Annotated in this window: 20 protein-coding genes; 8 read left to right on the forward strand and 12 right to left on the reverse strand. The window is 69.8% G+C overall.

All coding sequences use genetic code 11. The annotated features are described in order from the left end of the window. The first annotated feature begins 76 nt into the window (after window positions 1-76). Window positions 77-829 (forward strand): IclR family transcriptional regulator, encoded by a 753-nt coding sequence (locus ACFE6Z_RS14255; protein WP_375386359.1) that lies wholly within the window; start codon window positions 77-79, stop codon window positions 827-829. Between the two features lie 122 nt (window positions 830-951). Beyond that, complete coding sequence (locus ACFE6Z_RS14260) at window positions 952-2,157, forward strand: 4-hydroxybenzoate 3-monooxygenase (RefSeq protein ID WP_375386360.1); 1,206 nt, start codon at window positions 952-954, stop codon at window positions 2,155-2,157. A 31-nt stretch (window positions 2,158-2,188) separates the two neighbouring features. Here the strand turns inward: ACFE6Z_RS14260 and pcaC are convergent, their stop codons facing one another. The 6 genes from pcaC to ACFE6Z_RS14290 form a co-directional block, all read right to left on the reverse strand. Continuing rightward, window positions 2,189-2,599, reverse strand: a complete 411-nt coding sequence (gene pcaC / locus ACFE6Z_RS14265; protein WP_375386361.1) for a 4-carboxymuconolactone decarboxylase — start codon at window positions 2,597-2,599, stop codon at window positions 2,189-2,191. Beyond that, window positions 2,599-3,366 carry an alpha/beta fold hydrolase gene (locus tag ACFE6Z_RS14270; RefSeq protein ID WP_375386362.1) on the reverse strand — a complete coding sequence of 256 codons (768 nt, stop codon included), beginning with the start codon at window positions 3,364-3,366 and terminating at the stop codon, window positions 2,599-2,601. The genes pcaC and ACFE6Z_RS14270 overlap by 1 nt, the downstream gene beginning before the upstream one ends. Beyond that, window positions 3,363-4,730 carry a lyase family protein gene (locus tag ACFE6Z_RS14275; protein WP_375386363.1) on the reverse strand — a complete coding sequence of 456 codons (1,368 nt, stop codon included), beginning with the start codon at window positions 4,728-4,730 and terminating at the stop codon, window positions 3,363-3,365. The genes ACFE6Z_RS14270 and ACFE6Z_RS14275 overlap by 4 nt, the downstream gene beginning before the upstream one ends. Next, complete coding sequence (pcaG, locus tag ACFE6Z_RS14280) at window positions 4,720-5,322, reverse strand: protocatechuate 3,4-dioxygenase subunit alpha (protein ID WP_375386364.1); 603 nt, start codon at window positions 5,320-5,322, stop codon at window positions 4,720-4,722. Before pcaG ends, ACFE6Z_RS14275 begins: the two co-directional genes overlap by 11 nt. 1 nt (window position 5,323) lies before the next feature. Then, complete coding sequence (gene pcaH, locus ACFE6Z_RS14285; protein ID WP_375386365.1) at window positions 5,324-6,172, reverse strand: protocatechuate 3,4-dioxygenase subunit beta; 849 nt, start codon at window positions 6,170-6,172, stop codon at window positions 5,324-5,326. 400 nt (window positions 6,173-6,572) lie between these two features. Continuing rightward, window positions 6,573-7,334, reverse strand: coding sequence for an IclR family transcriptional regulator (locus tag ACFE6Z_RS14290; RefSeq protein WP_375386366.1), 762 nt, complete (start codon window positions 7,332-7,334; stop codon window positions 6,573-6,575). A gap of 161 nt (window positions 7,335-7,495) precedes the next feature. Here ACFE6Z_RS14290 and ACFE6Z_RS14295 point away from each other — a divergent pair, with 161 nt between their 5' ends. Genes ACFE6Z_RS14295 through ACFE6Z_RS14310 form a run of 4 tightly spaced genes read left to right on the forward strand, consistent with a single transcriptional unit; the run spans window position 7,496 to window position 9,774 of the window. Beyond that, window positions 7,496-7,852 (forward strand): PadR family transcriptional regulator, encoded by a 357-nt coding sequence (locus tag ACFE6Z_RS14295; protein ID WP_375386367.1) that lies wholly within the window; start codon window positions 7,496-7,498, stop codon window positions 7,850-7,852. A gap of 1 nt (window position 7,853) precedes the next feature. Then, a complete protein-coding gene (locus tag ACFE6Z_RS14300) occupies window positions 7,854-8,225 on the forward strand; it encodes a DUF1048 domain-containing protein (RefSeq protein ID WP_375386368.1) in 372 nt (123 codons plus the stop codon). Further along, the gene (locus ACFE6Z_RS14305) at window positions 8,225-9,001 is read left to right on the forward strand and encodes an ABC transporter ATP-binding protein (protein WP_375386369.1); all 777 of its coding nucleotides are present in this window, start codon (window positions 8,225-8,227) and stop codon (window positions 8,999-9,001) included. Before ACFE6Z_RS14300 ends, ACFE6Z_RS14305 begins: the two co-directional genes overlap by 1 nt. Further along, the gene (locus ACFE6Z_RS14310; RefSeq protein ID WP_375386370.1) at window positions 8,998-9,774 is read left to right on the forward strand and encodes an ABC transporter permease; all 777 of its coding nucleotides are present in this window, start codon (window positions 8,998-9,000) and stop codon (window positions 9,772-9,774) included. The genes ACFE6Z_RS14305 and ACFE6Z_RS14310 overlap by 4 nt, the downstream gene beginning before the upstream one ends. 62 nt (window positions 9,775-9,836) lie before the next feature. On the opposite strand, the gene ACFE6Z_RS14315 is transcribed toward ACFE6Z_RS14310, so the two are convergent. The 5 genes from ACFE6Z_RS14315 to ACFE6Z_RS14335 are packed head-to-tail and all read right to left on the reverse strand — an operon-like array spanning window position 9,837 to window position 14,551. Then, window positions 9,837-11,105, reverse strand: a complete 1,269-nt coding sequence (locus ACFE6Z_RS14315; protein WP_375386371.1) for an ABC transporter substrate-binding protein — start codon at window positions 11,103-11,105, stop codon at window positions 9,837-9,839. Continuing rightward, window positions 11,102-12,175: a branched-chain amino acid ABC transporter permease gene (locus ACFE6Z_RS14320; protein ID WP_375386372.1), complete on the reverse strand. Its 1,074-nt coding sequence runs from the start codon at window positions 12,173-12,175 to the stop codon at window positions 11,102-11,104. The genes ACFE6Z_RS14315 and ACFE6Z_RS14320 overlap by 4 nt, the downstream gene beginning before the upstream one ends. An 11-nt stretch (window positions 12,176-12,186) precedes the next feature. After that, window positions 12,187-13,068: a branched-chain amino acid ABC transporter permease gene (locus tag ACFE6Z_RS14325; protein ID WP_375386373.1), complete on the reverse strand. Its 882-nt coding sequence runs from the start codon at window positions 13,066-13,068 to the stop codon at window positions 12,187-12,189. Window positions 13,069-13,071: 3 nt separating this feature from the next. Then, window positions 13,072-13,779, reverse strand: coding sequence for an ABC transporter ATP-binding protein (locus ACFE6Z_RS14330; protein ID WP_375386374.1), 708 nt, complete (start codon window positions 13,777-13,779; stop codon window positions 13,072-13,074). Then, a complete protein-coding gene (locus ACFE6Z_RS14335; RefSeq protein WP_375386375.1) occupies window positions 13,769-14,551 on the reverse strand; it encodes an ABC transporter ATP-binding protein in 783 nt (260 codons plus the stop codon). The genes ACFE6Z_RS14330 and ACFE6Z_RS14335 overlap by 11 nt, the downstream gene beginning before the upstream one ends. Window positions 14,552-14,823: 272 nt before the next feature. On the opposite strand from ACFE6Z_RS14335, the gene ACFE6Z_RS14340 reads away from it, so the two are divergent. After that, window positions 14,824-15,687, forward strand: coding sequence for an IclR family transcriptional regulator (locus ACFE6Z_RS14340; protein WP_375386376.1), 864 nt, complete (start codon window positions 14,824-14,826; stop codon window positions 15,685-15,687). Between the two features lie 52 nt (window positions 15,688-15,739). Beyond that, window positions 15,740-16,852 carry a 5-methyltetrahydropteroyltriglutamate--homocysteine S-methyltransferase gene (locus tag ACFE6Z_RS14345; protein WP_375386377.1) on the forward strand — a complete coding sequence of 371 codons (1,113 nt, stop codon included), beginning with the start codon at window positions 15,740-15,742 and terminating at the stop codon, window positions 16,850-16,852. Between the two features lie 138 nt (window positions 16,853-16,990). Here ACFE6Z_RS14345 and ACFE6Z_RS14350 read toward each other — a convergent pair whose 3' ends face one another. Further along, window positions 16,991-17,800 (reverse strand): NAD(P)-binding domain-containing protein, encoded by an 810-nt coding sequence (locus ACFE6Z_RS14350; RefSeq protein WP_375386378.1) that lies wholly within the window; start codon window positions 17,798-17,800, stop codon window positions 16,991-16,993. Window positions 17,801-17,858: the final 58 nt, after the last annotated feature.

Genomic DNA, 17,858 nt, shown 5'->3' on the forward strand with positions numbered 1-17,858 from the left:
AGGGTGCATTGCGGGAACCGAGGGTGCATTGCGGGAACCGAGGGTGCATTGCGGGGCGGTGTGGGACGCTGGGGTGATGGCCAACTCCCCGTCCGGAGATTCTGCGACGGATCGGATCGTGCGCATCCTCGAGACCTTCACGTCCGACCGCACGGTGCAGACCGTCGCGCAGATCGGGCGGCGCGCGGCCCTGCCCTCCTCGACCGTGTACCGGCAGGTCGACGCGCTCGTTGCGGCCGGCCTCCTCGAGCGAGACGACGAACAGCGCGTGCGGCTCGGGATGCGGCTCTGGGAGCTGGCTCTCCGCGGATCGGATGCCCTCCGCCTGCGCCAGGCCGCCCTCCCGTCGATGGAGCGTGTGCAAGCCGAGATCCGCCAGCACACCCAGCTCGCGGTGCTCGAGCACGACGAAGCACTCTTCCTCGAGCGCCTGTCGCACCCCGCGGCCGGCGCCAACATCACCCGCGTCGCCGGCCGCCTGCCCGTGCACGCGTCGTCGTCGGGCCTCGTGCTGCTGGCCTACGGGCCGCCCGAGCTGCAGGAGCGCGTGCTGGCGGCGCCGCTGGCGCGGGTCGCGCCGGAGACGATCACGGATGCTGCGGCCCTGCGCCGCACCCTCGCCGAGGTGCGGACACGGGGGTACGTCGTGGCTCCCGGCTCGATCGAGGCGGTGTCGACCGGGGTCGCCGTGCCGGTCCGCGGTGCCGCGGGAGACGTGATCGCCGCGCTCTCGGTAGTGCTCCCCCGGACGGTGCCGACGGATGCCGCGATCGCCGCTCTGCTGCGCGCCGCGGCCGAGATCCGGACGCGGCTGGCCCACGCTCGCTGAAGCCCCAGCCGGTCTCGCGCCCCGGCCGCTGACCGGATGCCCGTTGAACGGGAATCCGCGCGGAGCGCCGGCGCCCGCGGGCGACACTGGACCGAGCATCCCGAGCCGTCGAAGGAGACGACATGACCGAGACCATCCGCACCCGCGTCGCGATCATCGGCGCCGGCCCCGCGGGCCTGCTGCTCTCGCACCTGCTCGCCGACGCCGGCATCGAATCGATCGTGATCGAGCAGCGCACGCGCGACGAGATCGAGCACACGATCCGCGCGGGCATCCTCGAACAGGGAACGGTCGAAGTGCTGAGCCGATCGGGCGCGTCCGACCGGGTGCTGACGGCCGGCAACCGTCACGAGGGCATCGAACTCCGCTTCGCCGGCGAGGGGCACCGGATCGACTTCGCAGCGCTCGTCGGTCGTGCGGTCTGGCTCTACCCGCAGCACGAGGTGCTCAAAGACCTGATCACAGTGCGACTCGCCGCCGGCCAAGACCTGCGCTTCGGTGTCACCGCCGAGCGCGTCGACGGTGCCGAGACTTCTCGACCGCGGGTCATCGGGAGGGATGCTGAGGGCCGGGCGATCCAGATCGAGGCCGACTTCGTCGTCGGCGCCGACGGCTCGCGCAGCGTCGCCCGCGCGGCGGTGTCGGCCCCGGGCACCGGATACTTCCGCGAATACCCGTTCGCCTGGTTCGGCATTCTGTGCGAAGCACCGCCGAGCTCCGACGAGCTGATCTACAGCAATTCGCCCGCCGGTTTCGCGCTGATCAGTCAGCGCAGCCCCGAGATTCAGCGCATGTACCTGCAGTGCGACCCCGACCTCGACCCGAACTCGATGAGCGACCGGCAGATCTGGGACGACCTGCAGGCGCGCGTCGCGAGCGACACAGGTGGCCCCGCGCTGATCGAGGGGCCGATCTTCCAGCGCGACGTGCTGCGCTTCCGCAGCTTCGTCGCCCACGACCTGCTGCGCGGACGCGTGGCGCTGATCGGCGATGCCGCCCACACCGTCCCGCCGACCGGCGCGAAGGGTATGAACCTGGCGATCGCCGACGTGGTGCTGCTCGACCGGGCACTCCGCGCGCTTCTCCTCGAAGACGACTCGCGCCTGCTCGAGGCGTTCCCCGAGACGGCGCTGCGTCGCATCTGGAAGGCGCAGCACTTCAGCTGGTGGATGACGAGCATGCTGCACAGCACTCCGGATGCCTCGGACTTCGACCGGCTCCGTCAGCTCGGCGAGCTGCGGTCGGTGGTCGAGTCGGAGGCCGGGAGCCGGTACCTCGCGGAGGCGTACACGGGGTGGCCGCTGGCCGGGCCCGCGGAGATCGAGTAGGCGCGCTACTCGATCACCGCAGGGCCGAGGCTCAGAGCTCGTCGGCGAACACCTCGCCGGCGATCCGGAACGCCGTGTTGGCGGCCGGTACGCCCGAGTAGACCGCGCTCTGCAGGATGACTTCCTTGATCTCGCCGAGCGTCAGGCCATTGCGCCGTGCGGCGCGCAGGTGCATGGCCAACTCCTCCTGATGCCCGTGCGCGATGAGCGACGACAGCACCGCGATCGACCGTGACCGCCGATCGAGCCCTGGGCGCGACCACACGTCTCCCCACGCGACGCGAGTGATGAAGTCCTGCCACTCCGCCGTCAGCTCGGTCGCCGCGTCGATCGACCCGTCGACGTGCGCGTCGGAGAGCACCTCACGCCGCACCGTCATCCCCTGGTCGTAACGGTCTGCGTCCGAGAGGCCCCCACCGGGTGAATCATCGAGCGGTCTCATCATGCCTCCTTGAAGAAGTCGCGCAGCACGGCGGCGGTCGCCTCCGGCGCCTCCGCGGGGGGCAGGTGCGCAGCATCCTGGATCTCGACGACCGTGCCGCTCTGCACCCCCCGCGCGATCTCGGCCGATTTCTCCTCGGGGGCGACCCGGTCGAACGTTCCCCACGCGGCGAGCACCGGCATCCCGATCCTGCCCAGCTCTCCGCGGATGTCGTAGCCCGCGAGCGCCTCGCAGCACAGTGCGTAGCTCTCGTCGTCGGCGTCCTGCAGCGCATGCAGCAGCCGGCCCGACAGCTCGGGCCGCCGCGCGATCGATTCGGGGGCGAACCACCGCTGCGCGGAGGCGGTGATCAGGCTCGACGTCGACTGCGCCCGCACCTGCGCGGCGCGGTCGTGCCAGCCCTGCGACTCGCCGAGCTGCGCTCCCGAGGCGATGATCGCGGCGCGACGGACGAGGGACGGATGCCGCAGCCCCAGCGTGAGCCCGACGGCTCCGCCGAGCGACACCCCGGCGTAGCCAAACGGGCCGAGATCGGCGACAGCCGCGGCGACGCCGTCGGCGAGCTCGTCCACCGTGAACGCCTCGGTCGCGGCAGGCGATGCTCCGTGGCCGGGCAGGTCCCACGCGAGGACCCGATGGTCGACCGCGAGCGCGGGAATGACGTCTTCCCAGAGGATCGTCGAGGTGCCGAGCGAGGGGCCGAGCACGAGGAGCGGCGCGCCGGCGTCGCCCACGGGGGCGGTGAGGGTGATGGTGGGGACGGTCACGGGCGGATGCCGTCTGTGACCGCGGCGCGCACGGCGAGGTCGACGAGGTGGGGGGCGAGCCCGACGTACCGGGCAGGATCCACGAGCGCATCGACGTCGAGATGCGACGCCTCGGGGAGCGCCCTCACGAGTGCCCCGAGGTCGCCGCCGGACGCCGCACCCGCGATCAGCGCGTCGAACCGGGCCGTGCCGATGAGCGGGACGAGGACCAGGCCCAGGCGCTCGCTGACGATGAGGCCGCTGGTCAGGTCGAGGTTCGCGCGGGCGCGCGGTGCATCCAGCGTCAGGCCGGCGGCGAGGTGCGCCGCCCTGTGAGATGCGCCGAGCGCCAGCGCGAGCAGGTCTTGCAGGGCCGGCCACTCCGCGTGCCACGCGCCGTCGGGGCGCTCGTCGACCGCGAGACCGGCGGCCAGGTGCAGCTGGGCCGCGAGCCCGGGGGCGCGGAGCGCGGCCGAACGCAGGAGCACAGCATCCACGGGGTTCTGTTTCTGCGGCATGGCGCTCGACCCGCCGCCGACCGCGACGCTCGCTTCGCCGATCTCGGTGCGCGCCATCACCGAGACGTCCGAGCCGAACTTGCCCACCGCGGCGACGGCGGCGGCGAGCGCATCACCCAGCTCGGTGATCGGCCAGCGGTCGGTGTGCCACGGGGCGGCAGGGGCGGCGAGCCCCAGCTCGTGCGCGTACCGGGCGGGAAGCTCTGCCGCGGCGGTCCCGCCGAAGAGCTCGACGAACGAGGCGAGGGTGCCGCCGGCGCCGCCGAGCTGCGCGGGAAGCCGCGTAGCGGTGTCGGCGAGCCGACGGCGCGCACGCGCGATGGCGCTGAGCCAGGTCGCTGCCTTGAGGCCCAGGGTGGTCGGCACCGCGTGCTGGGTGAGCGTGCGCGCCGCGGCGGGGTGGTCACGGTGCGCACGCGCGAGCTCTTCGAGCGCGCCGGCCGCCCGCCACAGGTTCTCGACGACGCTGGCGACCACGTCGCGCGACAGGGTCATGAGCGCCGAGTCGAGGATGTCCTGGCTCGTCGCGCCCCGGTGCACCCAGATCGCCGCGCCCGGGTCGTGGGAGGCGATCGCGGCGCGCACGAGCGGGATGAGCGGGATCACGGCGTTGCCGCCCGAGACCGACTCCTGCGCGAGCGCACCCAGATCGACCGAGGGAGGCGCAGCGCGCACCGCCGCGATCGCGGTGCCGACGGAGGCAGGAGCCAGGCCCGCCGCCACCAGCGCGGCAGTGAGCGAGAGCTCTGCCCCGATCAGGTGCGATACGACCTCACGATCGGATGCCTCGGCCACCGCGCCGATCGACACGGGCGAGAGCAGTCCCACGTCGGTCGGCGGGGCCGCCGACCCGAGGTCAGAAGGCAAGGAACACGGTCTCCTTCTCGCCCTGCAGACGGATGTCGTGCCGCAGGTACCCGTCGGGGGTGCGCGTTGCGATGAGCGTAGCGCGCTCGTCCGGCGTGAGCGATGCGAGGAGCGGATCGGCCTCGAGCAGCTCGGCCGACTCGGGAAGGTAGATGCGCGTGTGCAGCTTGTCGGGCAGGCCGCGCGCGAAGACGATGGCGGCGAAGAACGGTGCCTTGCCGTCAACCGGCCCGGGGTTGCGCGTCCAGAACTCGTAGCGGCCCTCGTCGGTCGTGAACGATCGCCCGAACCCGGTGAAGGTGTGGTCGTCGCGGCGGCGCGAGCCGCGCTCGCGCGAGATCGTGCCGTCCGAGTCGGCGCCCCAGATCTCCACGCACGCATCGGGGATCGGGGCGCCCGCGCCGTCGTACACGGTGCCCCCGAGCACGATGGCGCCGGGCGAATGCGGGAAGGCGACCTCGTGCATCTTCGGGTACTGCAGGCCGAACGCGAAGAACGGGCCGATCGTCTGGCCGGCGGTCGGCGCGAGGGTCTTGGCTCCCGCTCCGCGGTGGTCGAGCGCCCCGCGGTGGTCGAGCTTGTCGAGACCCATGTCAGTGCTCCTCATCAGACTCGAACCAGGTGGCATCCGGGCCGTCGACCACGATGTCCCACCGGTAGCCCATCGAGAACTCGGGCACCGTCAGGTCGTGGTCGTATGCGCTGATCAGCGCCTCGCGATCCTGCGGCCGGCGGATCGTGTTGTAGATGGGGTCGAGCGCGAACAGCGGGTCGCCCGGAAAGTACATCTGCGTGATGATCCGCTGCGTGAAGCCGGTGCCGAACAGCGAGAAGTGGATGTGCGCCGGCCGCCAGGCGTTCACGTGGTTCTTCCACGGGTAGGGGCCGGGCTTGATCGTGGTGAAGAAGTACTCGCCCTTGTCGTTCGTGATCGTGCGGCCCGCGCCGGTGAAGTTCGGATCGAGCGGGGCGGGATGCTGGTCGCGCTGGTGGATGTAGCGACCGGCCGCGTTGGCCTGCCACACTTCGACGAGCTGGTTGCGCAGCGGACGCCCCCACGAGTCGAGCACCCGGCCGGTGACGGTGATCCGCTCGCCCTGCGGCTCGCCGGTGTGCTGCAGGGTCAGGTCCGACTCCAGCAGCGCGACGTCACGCTGCCCGAACGCGGGCGACCACAGCTCGATCCTCTCGGGGTCGACAAGGCGGGGGTTCTTCGTGGGATGCCGCAGCACGCTCGAGCGATAAGGGGCGAAGTCGTACAGCGTGTGCGGCGCGCTGTCGCTGGCTGCCGCGTGCAGCGCGCCGATCTCGGCTGTGATCTCGCGCTGCGAGGGCATGTCGGGCGACGCGAGCAGGCTTTCGGGCGCGGCCGCCGCCTGCTCGAGGACGACGGAGGACGAGAAGGCCTCCGCGTCGGCCGGGTCGGAATCGGCAATGCTCATGGAGGTCTCCTTCGACGGATGCTGTCGCCCAGCGTCACACGCCGGTCGACGTTTCCGAAGCTTTCGATCCCACTGAGTGGGCTCGGGGAGACGGCGATCGCGTTTCGGCCGACTCGATACGCTCGCAAGCTCGCTACTCGATCACCGCCGCATCACGTCGCACAACATCGGGAATCTGCGGTTCTTCGGGCCGGCCGCCCCCAGCATGCCCCGAACCTGCGCGGATCACCGAAGTTGTGCAGCGCACCGTCCCCCCGCGGGGATCGAGTAGGCGCGCCAGCGCCGTATCGAGATCGAAGCCGGCGTACTACGCGGGTCCGGGCGATCTCGATACGCTCGCAAGCTCGCTACTCGATCACCGCGGGTGGGCGCGCAAGCTCGCTACTCGATCACCGCCGCATCAGGCGAGGTCGCGGGCGATGTCGCGGGCGGCGGCCATCACGAGCGGGGCCAGCCGCCCCTCATCGGCCCGCGCGAGGTGCGTCACCACTCCCACCGCGGCCGGCGGCAGACCGGCCGTCGGCGGTATCGCCGCCGCGATCGAGACGTTCCCGAGCGTCATCTCCTGTCGCGTGGTCGCGAAACCGCGCTCGCGGGCGGAGGCGATCTCATCGCGCAGCCGACGCTCGTCGATGACCGAGTACACGGTCTCGCGCTGCAGGGTGCGGCGGAAGTACGCATCCAGCCAGGCATCATCCTGCGCCGCGAGGAGCGCCTTGCCGACGCCGGTCGTGTGCAGCGGATGGCGTCCGCCCATGCGACTGAGGGTGGGGATCGAATGCGGGCCGGTGACCCGTGCCACGTAGAGCGCTTCGGCGTTCTCGGGCTCGTCGCCACTCAGCACAGCCACGTGCACGACCTCGCTGCTGGCCTCGTAAAGCCGCAGCACGTGCGGCAGGGCGCGCTCGCGCAGCCGCATCGACACGGGCGCCAGTTCGCCCAGCTCCCACAGCCCCGTGCCGATCGTGTACTGCCCATCGGCGTGCCGGTCCAGCATCCCGAGTCCGCTCAGTTCCGTCGCGAGCCGGTGGGCCGTCGTGCGAGCGAGGCCGGTGCGCCGCGCGAGGTCGGTCGCGGTCAGGCGTTCATCGTCGGCCGAGAACGCGCGGAGCATCCGCACCGCGCGAGAGAGGACGCCCTCGGCGTCTGGCTCGTCCGGCATCCGTTCCTCCCGAGGCGAGGCTATCCGAGCGGAACAGGACGACCGGATGCCGGCATCCCCCGTCAGGGAAATCAAGCGGTACTCAGTGTTGCCAGCTACCAGTACTTAGTGTTACGGTCTACTAGTAGTCAGCAACACAGAGTAGATGAAGGAAGTCGGACATGGGCAACCAGATGACGGAGATGCTCAAGGGCACTCTCGAGGGCATCGTCCTCGCGGTGCTCTCGACTCAGCCGGCGTACGGCTACGAGATCACGGCGCGACTGCGCGAGGAGGGCTTCTCCGATCTCGTCGAGGGAACCGTCTACGCACTGCTCGTGCGCATCGAGCAGCGCGGGATGGTCGACGTCGAGAAAGTCCCCTCCGAGAAGGGACCGCCGCGCAAGGTGTACTCGCTGAACGCGACGGGCCGCGCACAGCTCGAAGAGTTCTGGAAGACCTGGAGCTTCCTCGCCGAACGGATCGGGAAGCTCCACAACGAACATGCAGAAACCCACAACGCAGAAGGAGAGAACTGAGATGGCCGCCAAGTGGATCGAGATCCTCACCGGATCGCTCGACGATAAGAAGGCGTACCGGCAGTACAAAGCCCGTATCGCCGCGCTGCCCGAGCCGCACCGAACGGCCGCGAAGGCCTTCGAGCGCTACTTCATGTACAACGGCGGGATCACCGACGGCGACCCCACCATGATGATCACGATGCTGAGTGACTTCGCCGACCTGTGGGAGCGGGCCGCCGCCGATGGGACGCCCGTCGACGAGATCGTGGGCGACGACCCGGTCGAGTTCGCCGAGGCTTTCGCCGCCGCCTATTCGGGCAAGCGCTGGATCGACAAGGAGCGCGCTCGCCTGACCGACACCATTCACGGACTCGGCAAGAAGGACGTGTGATGAATGCCGTCACGACACCGGCCATCCGCGTGCAGGGGATCGAGAAGTCGTTCAAGGATCTCCGCGTCCTGCGCGGCGTCGACTTCGATGTGGCGCCGGGAACCATCTTCGCGCTCCTCGGCTCCAACGGCGCCGGCAAGACCACGCTCGTGCGCATCCTCTCGACGCTGCTGAAGGCCGACGCCGGCACGGCGACGGTCGGCGGCTTCGACGTCGCGGATGCTCCCGACGACGTCCGCCGCTCGATCAGCCTCACCGGGCAGTTCGCCGCGGTCGACGAGGTGCTGAGCGGTCGGGAGAACCTGGTGCTGGTCGCCCGGCTCCGCCATCTGAACAAGCCCCGCGCGATCGCCGACGAGCTGCTCGCCCGCTTCGCTCTGGAGGAGGCCGGCGACCGGAAGGCCGCCACATACTCCGGAGGGATGCGGCGCCGTCTCGACATCGCGATGAGCCTGATCGGCGATCCGCCGGTCATCTTCCTGGACGAGCCCACCACCGGGCTCGACCCGCAGGCGCGCATCGAGGTGTGGGAGACCGTGAAGCAACTGGCCCGGAGCGGCACGACGGTGCTCCTGACCACCCAGTACCTCGATGAAGCCGAGCACCTCGCCGACCGGATCGCGATCCTCCATGAGGGCACGATCATCCAGAACGGCACCCTCGACGAGCTGAAGCGGCTGCTGCCGCCCGCCCGCGTCGAGTACATCGAGAAGCAGCCCTCCCTCGAGGAGGTCTTCCTCGCCCTGGTGGGCGACTCCGGAAAGGAACCACGATGACCACGCACGTCCTCAGCGACGTCATTACCGACACTGGCGTCCTGACCGGCCGGTCACTGCGCCACATCCTCCGCAGCCCCGACACGATCATCACCACCGCGATCACCCCGGTCGCGCTGATGCTCCTGTTCGTGTACGTGCTGGGGGGCGCCATCAGCACCGGCTCGAACGAGTCGTACATCGACTACATGCTCCCCGGCATCCTCCTCATCACGATCGCCTCGGGCGTCGCCTACACCGCGTACCGGCTGTTCCTCGACATGCAGGGCGGGATCTTCGACCGGTTCCAGTCGATGCCGATCGCCCGCTCGAGCGTGCTCTGGGCCCACGTCCTCACGTCGGTGATCGCGAACCTCGTCTCGGTCGCGATCGTGGTCGGGGTGGCCCTGCTCATGGGCTTTCGCACCGGAGCTTCGCCGGGTGCGTGGCTGGCGGTGATCGGCATCCTGATCCTGTTCACCCTCGCCCTCACCTGGCTCGCCGTGGTCGCCGGGCTCTCGGCCAAGACGGTCGACGGCGCGAGCGCGTTCAGCTACCCGCTGATCTTCCTGCCGTTCATCAGCTCGGCCTTCGTGCCCACCGAATCGATGCCGGCCCCGGTCGCGTGGTTCGCCGAGAACCAGCCGGTCACCTCGATCGTCGACACCCTGCGAGCGCTCTTCGCCGGGCAGCCCGCCGGCACCGACATCTGGGTCGCCCTCGCGTGGCTCGTCGGCATCCTCGTGATCGCGTACGCCTGGGCGATCGCGATCTACCGCCGCAAGCTCCGCTGACTCGCACGAACGATGACCGCCCGCCCCCCTGAGGGAGCGGGCGGTCGTCGTTCATCCGGCGATCATCCGAATGTCGTCGCCGGGGCGTAGCCCTTGCCGTTGTACTTCTGCACGGTCACGCTCGACACGGCGGGCTTGCCGTCCTGGGTCGTGTCGATGGTCGATCCGTCGAGCATCAGCGGGGCCTGGAAGTCCTTGATGCTCTCCAGCGCCGTCATGAAGCTCTCGCGCGTCGGCTCCGTCATCTTCATGAAGGCCTGCTCGAGGGTGGCCGCCGCGATCCAACTCCACACGCAGTGCGGGAACGCCGGCACGCCGTCCTGGCTGGTGTACTTGGCGATCGCGTCGAGGAACGCCTTGCCGTCGTCGCTGCTCGCGAACGTCGGAGCGGCTGCCGACTGCGAGAACGCGACCGAGTAGACGCCGGGGTACGCGCTCGCGCCGCCCGGCTCGAGGATGGCCGACGGGCTCGAGGTGTTCGACGGCAGGAACCAGCTCGGCAGCCAGCCGAGCTGCTGCGTCTTCTGCAGCGACGAGATCACGAGCGGCGTGATCGACATCGCGTTGAAGAAGACGTCGGCTCCGGATGCTGCCAGCTCGGTGAGCTGCGCATCCACCGCCGTGTCGGTGGCCTCGTAGGTGAGCTCGCCCACGATCTGGATGTTGGATGCTCCCTCGATGGCGCTCTTGAGGCCCTCGACGTAGCCCTTGCCGTAGTCGTCGTTCTGCGACAGGATCGCGACCTTGTGCGGAGCATCCGATGAGGCGAGGAGCTCGCCGAAGGCGGCGCCCTCCTGCTGGTAGATCGGGACGAGGCCGAGCTGCTCGGGGCTCTGGGTGCGGTCGCTGAACAGCGGGTCGCCGGTCATGACGAGCACCTGCGGCACGCCCTCGTCGATCGCCGCTTCGCGCCACGCGCGGTTGGTCGGCGTGCCGAGGCCGATGCCGGCGGCGAACACCCCGTCGGAGACCATCTGCTGGAAGTTGGCCAGCGCCTTCTGCGGGTCGTACGCGTCGTCGTAGGCCTTGATCTCGACCTTGCGGGTCTTGCCGTCGCCGAACGTGATGCCGCCCGCGTCGTTCTTCGCGTCGAAGTACGCCGTCGCACCGTCGACCGTGCAGTTTCCCGGGCCGGCGGTCGCGCCGGTGAGCGGGCTCGTGATGCCGAACGTGAGGGTGGTGTCGGTGATGCCGGGGCTTGCAGCCCCGGCGCTGCCGGACGCCCCACCTCCGGTGTCGCCGCCGCGCGAGCATCCTGCCAACGCGAGCGCGACGATGGAGGCCATGGCGACGATGCCGACGACCCCCCGTGCTCTCTTGTGCATGTTCATGCTTGTCCTTGCCTCTCTGTCTCCTGGGGTCCCTCCGGGGCGGAACCCGACCCCGGGCTCTGCGGCGAAGCGGTCTGTGGGGTGTGCTGCTGGTCGTGCGAAGAGCCCGAGCGTCGCCGCAGCCGCCGGATCACCCGAGGCAGGCTGACCAGCCCACCCGGCAGCACGAACAGGACGACGAGAAGGATCACGCCCTGGATGATCGCGGTGAGATTCGGGTCGATCGCGGCCGTCGCCTGCGGGACGAACACGTAGTAGACGCCACCGATGAGCGACCCCACGATGCTGCCCGCGCCGCCGATGACCATCGCGGCGAGCAGGCTGATCGAGTGCCCGAAGCTCAGGGTCTCGGGCGAGGTGTATTGCACGGCGACCATGTAGAGGAAGCCGCTCACCCCGCCGAACAGAGAGGCCACAGTGAACGCGAGCACTTTGTACCGGTACGGCGAAATGCCCATGGACGAGGCGACCGACTCGTTCTCCTTGACGATCGCCAGCGCCCGGCCGAAGCGACCGGTCACGAAGTTGCGCGCCAGCAGGAACGAGACGGCGCCGATCAGCAGCACGATGTAGAACTGCCACTGGTCGTCGTAGAGCCCCGTCCAATCCGGCGCATCCGAGAACCGGGCCGAGACGCCCTGCGATCCGCCGGTGACATCCGAGAATCGCTTGGCCAGCGGCACCCCGACGATGGGGAGGGCGATCGTCACCATCGCGATCGCCAGCCCGCCGAGCCGGGCCGCCGCGAGCGCGATCAGCAGTCCGACGACGGCGGGGATGACACAGGCCGCGGCGAACACCAGCACGATGTTCCAGTCGTTAACCACCCCGTACGCGGTGACGTAGGCGCCCAGCCCGAGGAAGAAGATCTGCCCGAGGTTCACCTGCCCCCCGTAGCCCATCACGATGTTCAGGCCCAGCACGGCGACGGCATACACCCCGATGCGGATGAGCGTCTGATTCGCGAACTGCGGGAGGACGAGCGGCGCGACGATGAGCACGATCACCACGAGCGCGACGATGGTCCACCGCACCCATGGGGTGCGGAAGAAGGCTGCTGCGCCCCTCACCGAGCCGGCCATCAGACGCGCACCACGACTCTGCGGCCGAACAGGCCTTGCGGCCGGAGGATGAGCACGACGAAGACGAGGATGAACGGCACCGCGATCTTCAGGTCGTGGCCGATGAAGGGCACGTAGACGGCAGCGAGGTTCTCGAGCACGCCGATGAGCCACGCGGCCACGACCGCGCCGATCGGACTGGTGAGTCCGCCGATGATGACGGCGGCCAGCGCGTAGACGAGCGCGGTGTCCAGCATCCCGGGAGTGAGTGTCAGCTGCGGCGCCACGAGCGAACCCGCGATCGCGCCGAGCGAGGCGGCCAGGCCCCACCCCACCATCAGCAGACGCCCGACCGGCAGGCCGGAGAACGCCGCGGATTGCGGGTTGATTGCGACCGCGCGCAGCGCCAGGCCGAGCGTCGTGCGCATGAAGAGCAGCTGGAGGACACCCATGATCAGCAGGATCGCCAGGATCGTGCCGAGGGACCGCCAGCTGATCACCGCGCCCGCGATCTCGACCGTGGTGAGCGGGAAGAGCGAGGGGAACTGCCGGTTGTTGTACCCCCAGATCCACGCGCAGATTCCCGTCACGAGGGTCAGGATGCCGATCGTGACGACGACCGCGGTGTCGGGGTCGCCCCGCTCGAACCGGCGGACGAGGAAGCGCTCGACGATCGCGCCCAGGAAGAACGAGATGACGACCGAGATCAGGATCGCGACGAGCACGGGCAGGCCGAGCTGGGTGAAGACGTAGGCGATGTAGGCGGACAGGACGGCCATGCCGCCCTGCGCGAAGTTGATCAGGCCGGTGGACTGATTGACCAGGACGATCGCGAGGGCCAGAGCCGCATAGATCGACCCCGTGGAGAGGCCGTCGATGACGAGCTGGACGAAGGTTCCCATCGGTCAGCCTCCCAGGTAGGCGCGGCGGATCTGGTCCATGCCTTTGAGTTCGGCCGACGTTCCGGTCAAGACGTTGCGTCCCGTCTCCAGCACGGTGGCGGTGTCGACGAGGGTGAAGGCGAGATTTGCGTTCTGCTCCACGACGAGCATCGCGATGCCCGACTCGCTGCGCAGGCGCCCGATGGCCGCGTACACGTTCTTCGCAGTGCTCGGCGCGAGCCCCAGCGATGCCTCGTCCAGCAGCAGCAGCCGGGGACGCGCCATGAACGCGCGCGACACGGCGAGCATCTGCTGCTCGCCGCCCGAGAGCGCCGCGGCGCTCGATCCGATCCGGTCCTGCAGCTGCGGGAAAAGATCGAGGCAGTAGTCGATGTCGGACGCGATCGCCTTGCGGTCTTTGCGGAGGTACGCGCCCACGCGCAGGTTCTCGCGCACGGTGAGCTGGGTGAGTGTTCCCCGCCCCTCGGGGACATGCGCGATGCCGCGCGCCGCGACCCGGTCGGGCCCGAGCCCGCGGATGTCGCTCCCGTCGAAGACGATCCGGCCGCCGGTGTGCACCGTCCCGCTGATCGCGCGCAGGGTGGTGGTCTTGCCCGCTCCGTTGGCGCCGAGGATCCCGACCGCACCGCCGTCGGGAACCGAGAGTGAGACCCCCTCCAGCACCTGGACGGGGCCGTACGACGCGGTGACGTCTTCGAGTTCAAGCAGCATCGTCGACCGCGTCCTTGCCCAGGTAGGCCTCGATGACACGCGGATCGGCCTGCGCGTCGGCGGCCGTGCCCTCCATGAGCTTGCGCCCGTGATCGAGCACCACGACCCGATCGGTGAGGGCCGAGATGAGTCCCATGTGGTGTTCGACGATCACCACGGTGACGTCGTCCTCCTCGCGAAGCTTGCGGACCGTGGCGATGAACTGCTCCACCTCGCCGTGCGACAGACCCGCGGCAGGCTCGTCCAACAGGAGGAGCGACGGCTTCAGCATCAGGGCGCGACACAGCTCGATGCCCTTGTGCAGGCCGTGGCTGAGCTCGTCCGCAGGCAGGTCGGCCGCCCAGCCCAGACTGTTGCGCTCGAGCAGGGCGCGCGCGTCGGCCCGCAGCGCACGCTCCGCGCGCACCGTGCGCGGCACGCGGAGAGCCCAGGAGACGGGCCCGCCCGGGAGGCTGGTGTGCCCTCCGAGCAGGACGTTCTCGAGCACGGTGGCCTTGAGCTGGAGGGCGGGATGCTGGAAGGTCCGTGCCAGCCCGTGGCGCGCGAGCCGTGCAGGCACGAGGCCGAGCACCTCGTCACCGTCGATCGTGATCGAACCGCCGCTCGGCCGATAGTGGCCGCTGATGCAGTTGAACAGCGAGGTCTTGCCCGCACCGTTGGGCCCCACGAGGCCGAAGATCGCGCCCGGCTCGACCTCGAAGCTCACATCTTCGAGCACCTTGATGCCGCCGAAACGCAGATTCACGTCTCGCAGACTCAGGCGCGCGGCCATGTGTCGCCCTTCCGGATCGCATCGTCGCTCACGGGTACAACGGCCACGGCGGACCGCTCGAAAATCACGCTAGAGATCGCAGACGAGATTGTCAACGATTTTGGAACGAATGTGAGCGATGGTGATCGGGTCGTGATCTCGCTGTACTCGCACCGGTGAATCACACGCTATGACGACCTGCATCCGCGCGGCCTGTGGATTCCTTTGAACGGAATCCGGGCGTAGGCTGGCGCCCCATCGCCCCTACGCGGCGGCCGGGGGGAGAGGTCACGGTGGCACGAGCATCCGCGGGGCGATCGGTCTTGAGCAGGCACCTGCGCGTCCTCGGCGCGTTCGATGCGGCGGTGCCGTTCCTGACGCTCTCCGAGATCGCGGAGCGCGCCGAGCTGGCACCCTCTTCTGCCCACCGCCTGGTCGCCGAGCTCGAAGCAGAGGGGCTGCTCGAGCGCCTCCCCGACCGCACCTACCGGCTCGGCGTGCGTCTGTGGGAGCTGGCATGCCGCACACCGGGCGCCCTGGGCCTGCGCGAGCTGGCCAGGCCCCACCTGCAGGCCGTTCACGCGCACGTGCGCCAGCACGTGCAGCTGGGCGTGCTCAGCGGCACGGAGGTCGTCTTCCTCGATCGCCTGTCGGCACGGGATGCCGTGCTCAACGCCACCCTCATCGGCGGCCGCATCCCGCTGCACGCCTCCTCCAGCGGGCTGGTGCTCCTCGCGCACGCGGGGCAGGATCTCGTCGACCAGGTGTCGGCCGCACCGATGCGGCGCTTCACGGCGCACACGATCGGGTCGGAGCGCACCCTCCTCGCCGTCCTGCGACGCGTGCGGGCCGACGGATGGTCGGTGACCGACGGCCACATCCACGAAGAGTCGCGCGGGATCGCGGTGCCCGTCTACGGCGCGCATCACGACGTGATCGCCGCGATCGGCGTCGTCGTCGCCAATGACGACACCCCTCCGCTGGGTCACATCGAGCTGCTGACCCGCGCATCGCACGAGATCACCGCGGCGCTGCGGGCCGCCTATCTGCCGACGGGGCACCCTGCCGCCACCCCCGGCGGCCGATTCCGCCCGCTCGTGACGTCATCGGTCAGATCGATGGAGTATCTCGAGTCGATCTCGGCACCCGTTTCGTAGTCGTGACTGCGCCGCTGGAGGCCGCAGCGGCGGCTCACGTAGGCTGAGCGGCATGTCTGTGAACCCTCCCTTCCGCGCCGATATCGTCGGCAGTTTCCTGCGTCCCGAGTCGGTCAAGGCCGCGCGTTCGCGGCTCGCCGCCGGCGAGATCGACGCGGCCGAGCTCGCCGCGGTCGAAGACGAGGCGATCACCGCGCTCGTGTCGCGCGAGGCTCAGGCAGGGCTCCAGCTCGCGACCGACGGCGAGTTCCGCCGCTCGTGGTGGCATTTCGACTACTTCGGGATGCTGGACGGCGTCAACGTCGTCGAGCTCGACCACGGCATCCAGTTCCAGGGGGTCCAGACCCGCCCGCTCGGCCTCCACATCGACGGTCCGATCGGCTTCCCGGCCGATCACCCGATGCTCGAGCACTTCCGATTCCTCAAGCCCGTCGCCGAAGCGGCCGGTGTCGTGCCCAAGTTCAGCATCCCCGCTCCGACAGTCCTCGATTTCCGCCTCGAGCGCGACGCGCTCGCCGGGTCGCAGTACGACGGCCACGACGACATCTTCGACGACCTCGCGGCCACCTACCGGGCGGCCGTGCAGGCGTTCTACGACGCCGGATGCCGCTACCTGCAGTTCGACGACACGGCATGGGCGTACCTGTGCTCGACCGAGGAGCTCACGAAGGCGGCCGAGCGCGGCATCCGCACCGATCACCTCGCCGAACGGTACGCCGCACTCATCAACGCGTCGCTGCGCGACAAGCCCGCCGACATGATCATCACGACCCACGTGTGCCGTGGCAACTTCCGCTCGACGTGGATCTCGTCGGGCGGCTACGAGCCGGTCGCCGAGCAGCTGCTGGGCGAAACGACCTACGACGGCTACTTCCTCGAGTACGACAGCGAGCGCGCCGGCGGGTTCGAGCCGCTGCGGTTCCTGCCGGAGGGCGAGAAGGTCGTCGAGCTCGGTCTGGTCACGACCAAGTCCGGCACCCTGGAAGACCCCGACGAGCTCAAGCGCCGCATCGACGAGGCGGCGCAGATCGCTCCCCTCGCGCAGCTCGCGCTCAGCCCGCAGTGCGGGTTCGCGTCGACCGAAGAGGGCAACGTGCTCACCGAGGCCGAGCAGTGGGCCAAGGTCGAGGCCACGGTCGCGATCGCCGCGGAGGTCTGGGGCTGATCCCCACCCTGCGGTGATCGAGTAGCGAGCGCCAGTGACCCCCCTGCGGTGATCGAGTAGCGAGCGCCAGCGAGCGTATCGAGATCGCCCGGGCCGACGTATTACGCAGGTCATGATCTCGATACGGCGCTGGCGCGCCTACTCGATCGTCGCGGGGGCCGGCCGCGCCGCGAGGGCCCCCAGCCACTCGATCGTGCCGTCGGTCATCGCGCGGCGGGCGCCGAGCGAGTCGAGCAGGTCGCGCGTTTCGCGCATCTCAGCCTCCCGGCGCAGGGCGTGCTTGGCCGTCCCCTCGATCAGGTGACGGACTACCTCATCGCCTCCGGGCCCGAGCTCGCCGGCGATCTGACCGATCACCCATTCGCGTGCGCCGACCGCGTCGGCCGCTTCCACGCTCTCGTACACGACCGCGGCGAGGCCCTTCATGAAGACGCTGCGCAGCAGCTTGAGCTGGGCGGCCGCTCCGGGCTGATCCCCGACGGGCGTCGCGGGAATCCCGAGGCGGGCGAGAAGCGGCGCCAGCCGCTCGACGCCCGCACCGCTCAGGAGCAGGGGGGTCTCGATCCGGGCCCTGGGCACAGGAGCCATGATGGCGACGTCGACGAGTACGACACCGCGGGCGTCGGCGGACGCGGCAAGGCGTCGCTTGTCGTCGGGCGAGGCGGTGTTCATGTCGGCGAACACCCCGTGCGGCTCCATCGCCCACGCTGCGGCGTCCAGGACGGATGCTGCAGCATCCGCTCCGACCAGGCTCAGCACGAGATCGGCTCCGCGCACGGCGTCGGCGATATCGGCGGCGCGGGTGACCCCCGGCAGCGCGGCGGAGACATGCGGATCGGTGCCGCGAACGGTGGCTCCGCGCACGGCGAGATCTGCCGCGTAGATGCTCCCTGCTTCACCCAGGCCCAGCACCGCGATGTGCATCGTCGAACCTCCTGTGCGAGGCATCCGCCTCTGTATTGTTGACAATAGTGGTGGGAACCTCAACGGGTCGTGCTGATCCGGA

It is taken from the genome of uncultured Microbacterium sp. (genome assembly GCF_964244775.1).
Taxonomy (GTDB): Bacteria; Actinomycetota; Actinomycetes; order Actinomycetales; family Microbacteriaceae; genus Microbacterium.

Coding starts and splice junctions, on each gene's coding strand:
- ACFE6Z_RS14255 (WP_375386359.1), top strand. CDS start 77: ATGGCCAACTCCCCGTCCGGAGATTCTGCGACGGATCGGATCGTGCGC.
- ACFE6Z_RS14260 (WP_375386360.1), top strand. CDS start 952: ATGACCGAGACCATCCGCACCCGCGTCGCGATCATCGGCGCCGGCCCC.
- pcaC (WP_375386361.1), bottom strand. CDS start 2,599: ATGAGACCGCTCGATGATTCACCCGGTGGGGGCCTCTCGGACGCAGAC.
- pcaG (WP_375386364.1), bottom strand. CDS start 5,322: ATGGGTCTCGACAAGCTCGACCACCGCGGGGCGCTCGACCACCGCGGA.
- pcaH (WP_375386365.1), bottom strand. CDS start 6,172: ATGAGCATTGCCGATTCCGACCCGGCCGACGCGGAGGCCTTCTCGTCC.
- ACFE6Z_RS14290 (WP_375386366.1), bottom strand. CDS start 7,334: ATGCCGGACGAGCCAGACGCCGAGGGCGTCCTCTCTCGCGCGGTGCGG.
- ACFE6Z_RS14295 (WP_375386367.1), top strand. CDS start 7,496: ATGGGCAACCAGATGACGGAGATGCTCAAGGGCACTCTCGAGGGCATC.
- ACFE6Z_RS14300 (WP_375386368.1), top strand. CDS start 7,854: ATGGCCGCCAAGTGGATCGAGATCCTCACCGGATCGCTCGACGATAAG.
- ACFE6Z_RS14305 (WP_375386369.1), top strand. CDS start 8,225: ATGAATGCCGTCACGACACCGGCCATCCGCGTGCAGGGGATCGAGAAG.
- ACFE6Z_RS14310 (WP_375386370.1), top strand. CDS start 8,998: ATGACCACGCACGTCCTCAGCGACGTCATTACCGACACTGGCGTCCTG.
- ACFE6Z_RS14315 (WP_375386371.1), bottom strand. CDS start 11,105: ATGAACATGCACAAGAGAGCACGGGGGGTCGTCGGCATCGTCGCCATG.
- ACFE6Z_RS14325 (WP_375386373.1), bottom strand. CDS start 13,068: ATGGGAACCTTCGTCCAGCTCGTCATCGACGGCCTCTCCACGGGGTCG.
- ACFE6Z_RS14330 (WP_375386374.1), bottom strand. CDS start 13,779: ATGCTGCTTGAACTCGAAGACGTCACCGCGTCGTACGGCCCCGTCCAG.
- ACFE6Z_RS14335 (WP_375386375.1), bottom strand. CDS start 14,551: ATGGCCGCGCGCCTGAGTCTGCGAGACGTGAATCTGCGTTTCGGCGGC.
- ACFE6Z_RS14345 (WP_375386377.1), top strand. CDS start 15,740: ATGTCTGTGAACCCTCCCTTCCGCGCCGATATCGTCGGCAGTTTCCTG.
- ACFE6Z_RS14350 (WP_375386378.1), bottom strand. CDS start 17,800: ATGCCTCGCACAGGAGGTTCGACGATGCACATCGCGGTGCTGGGCCTG.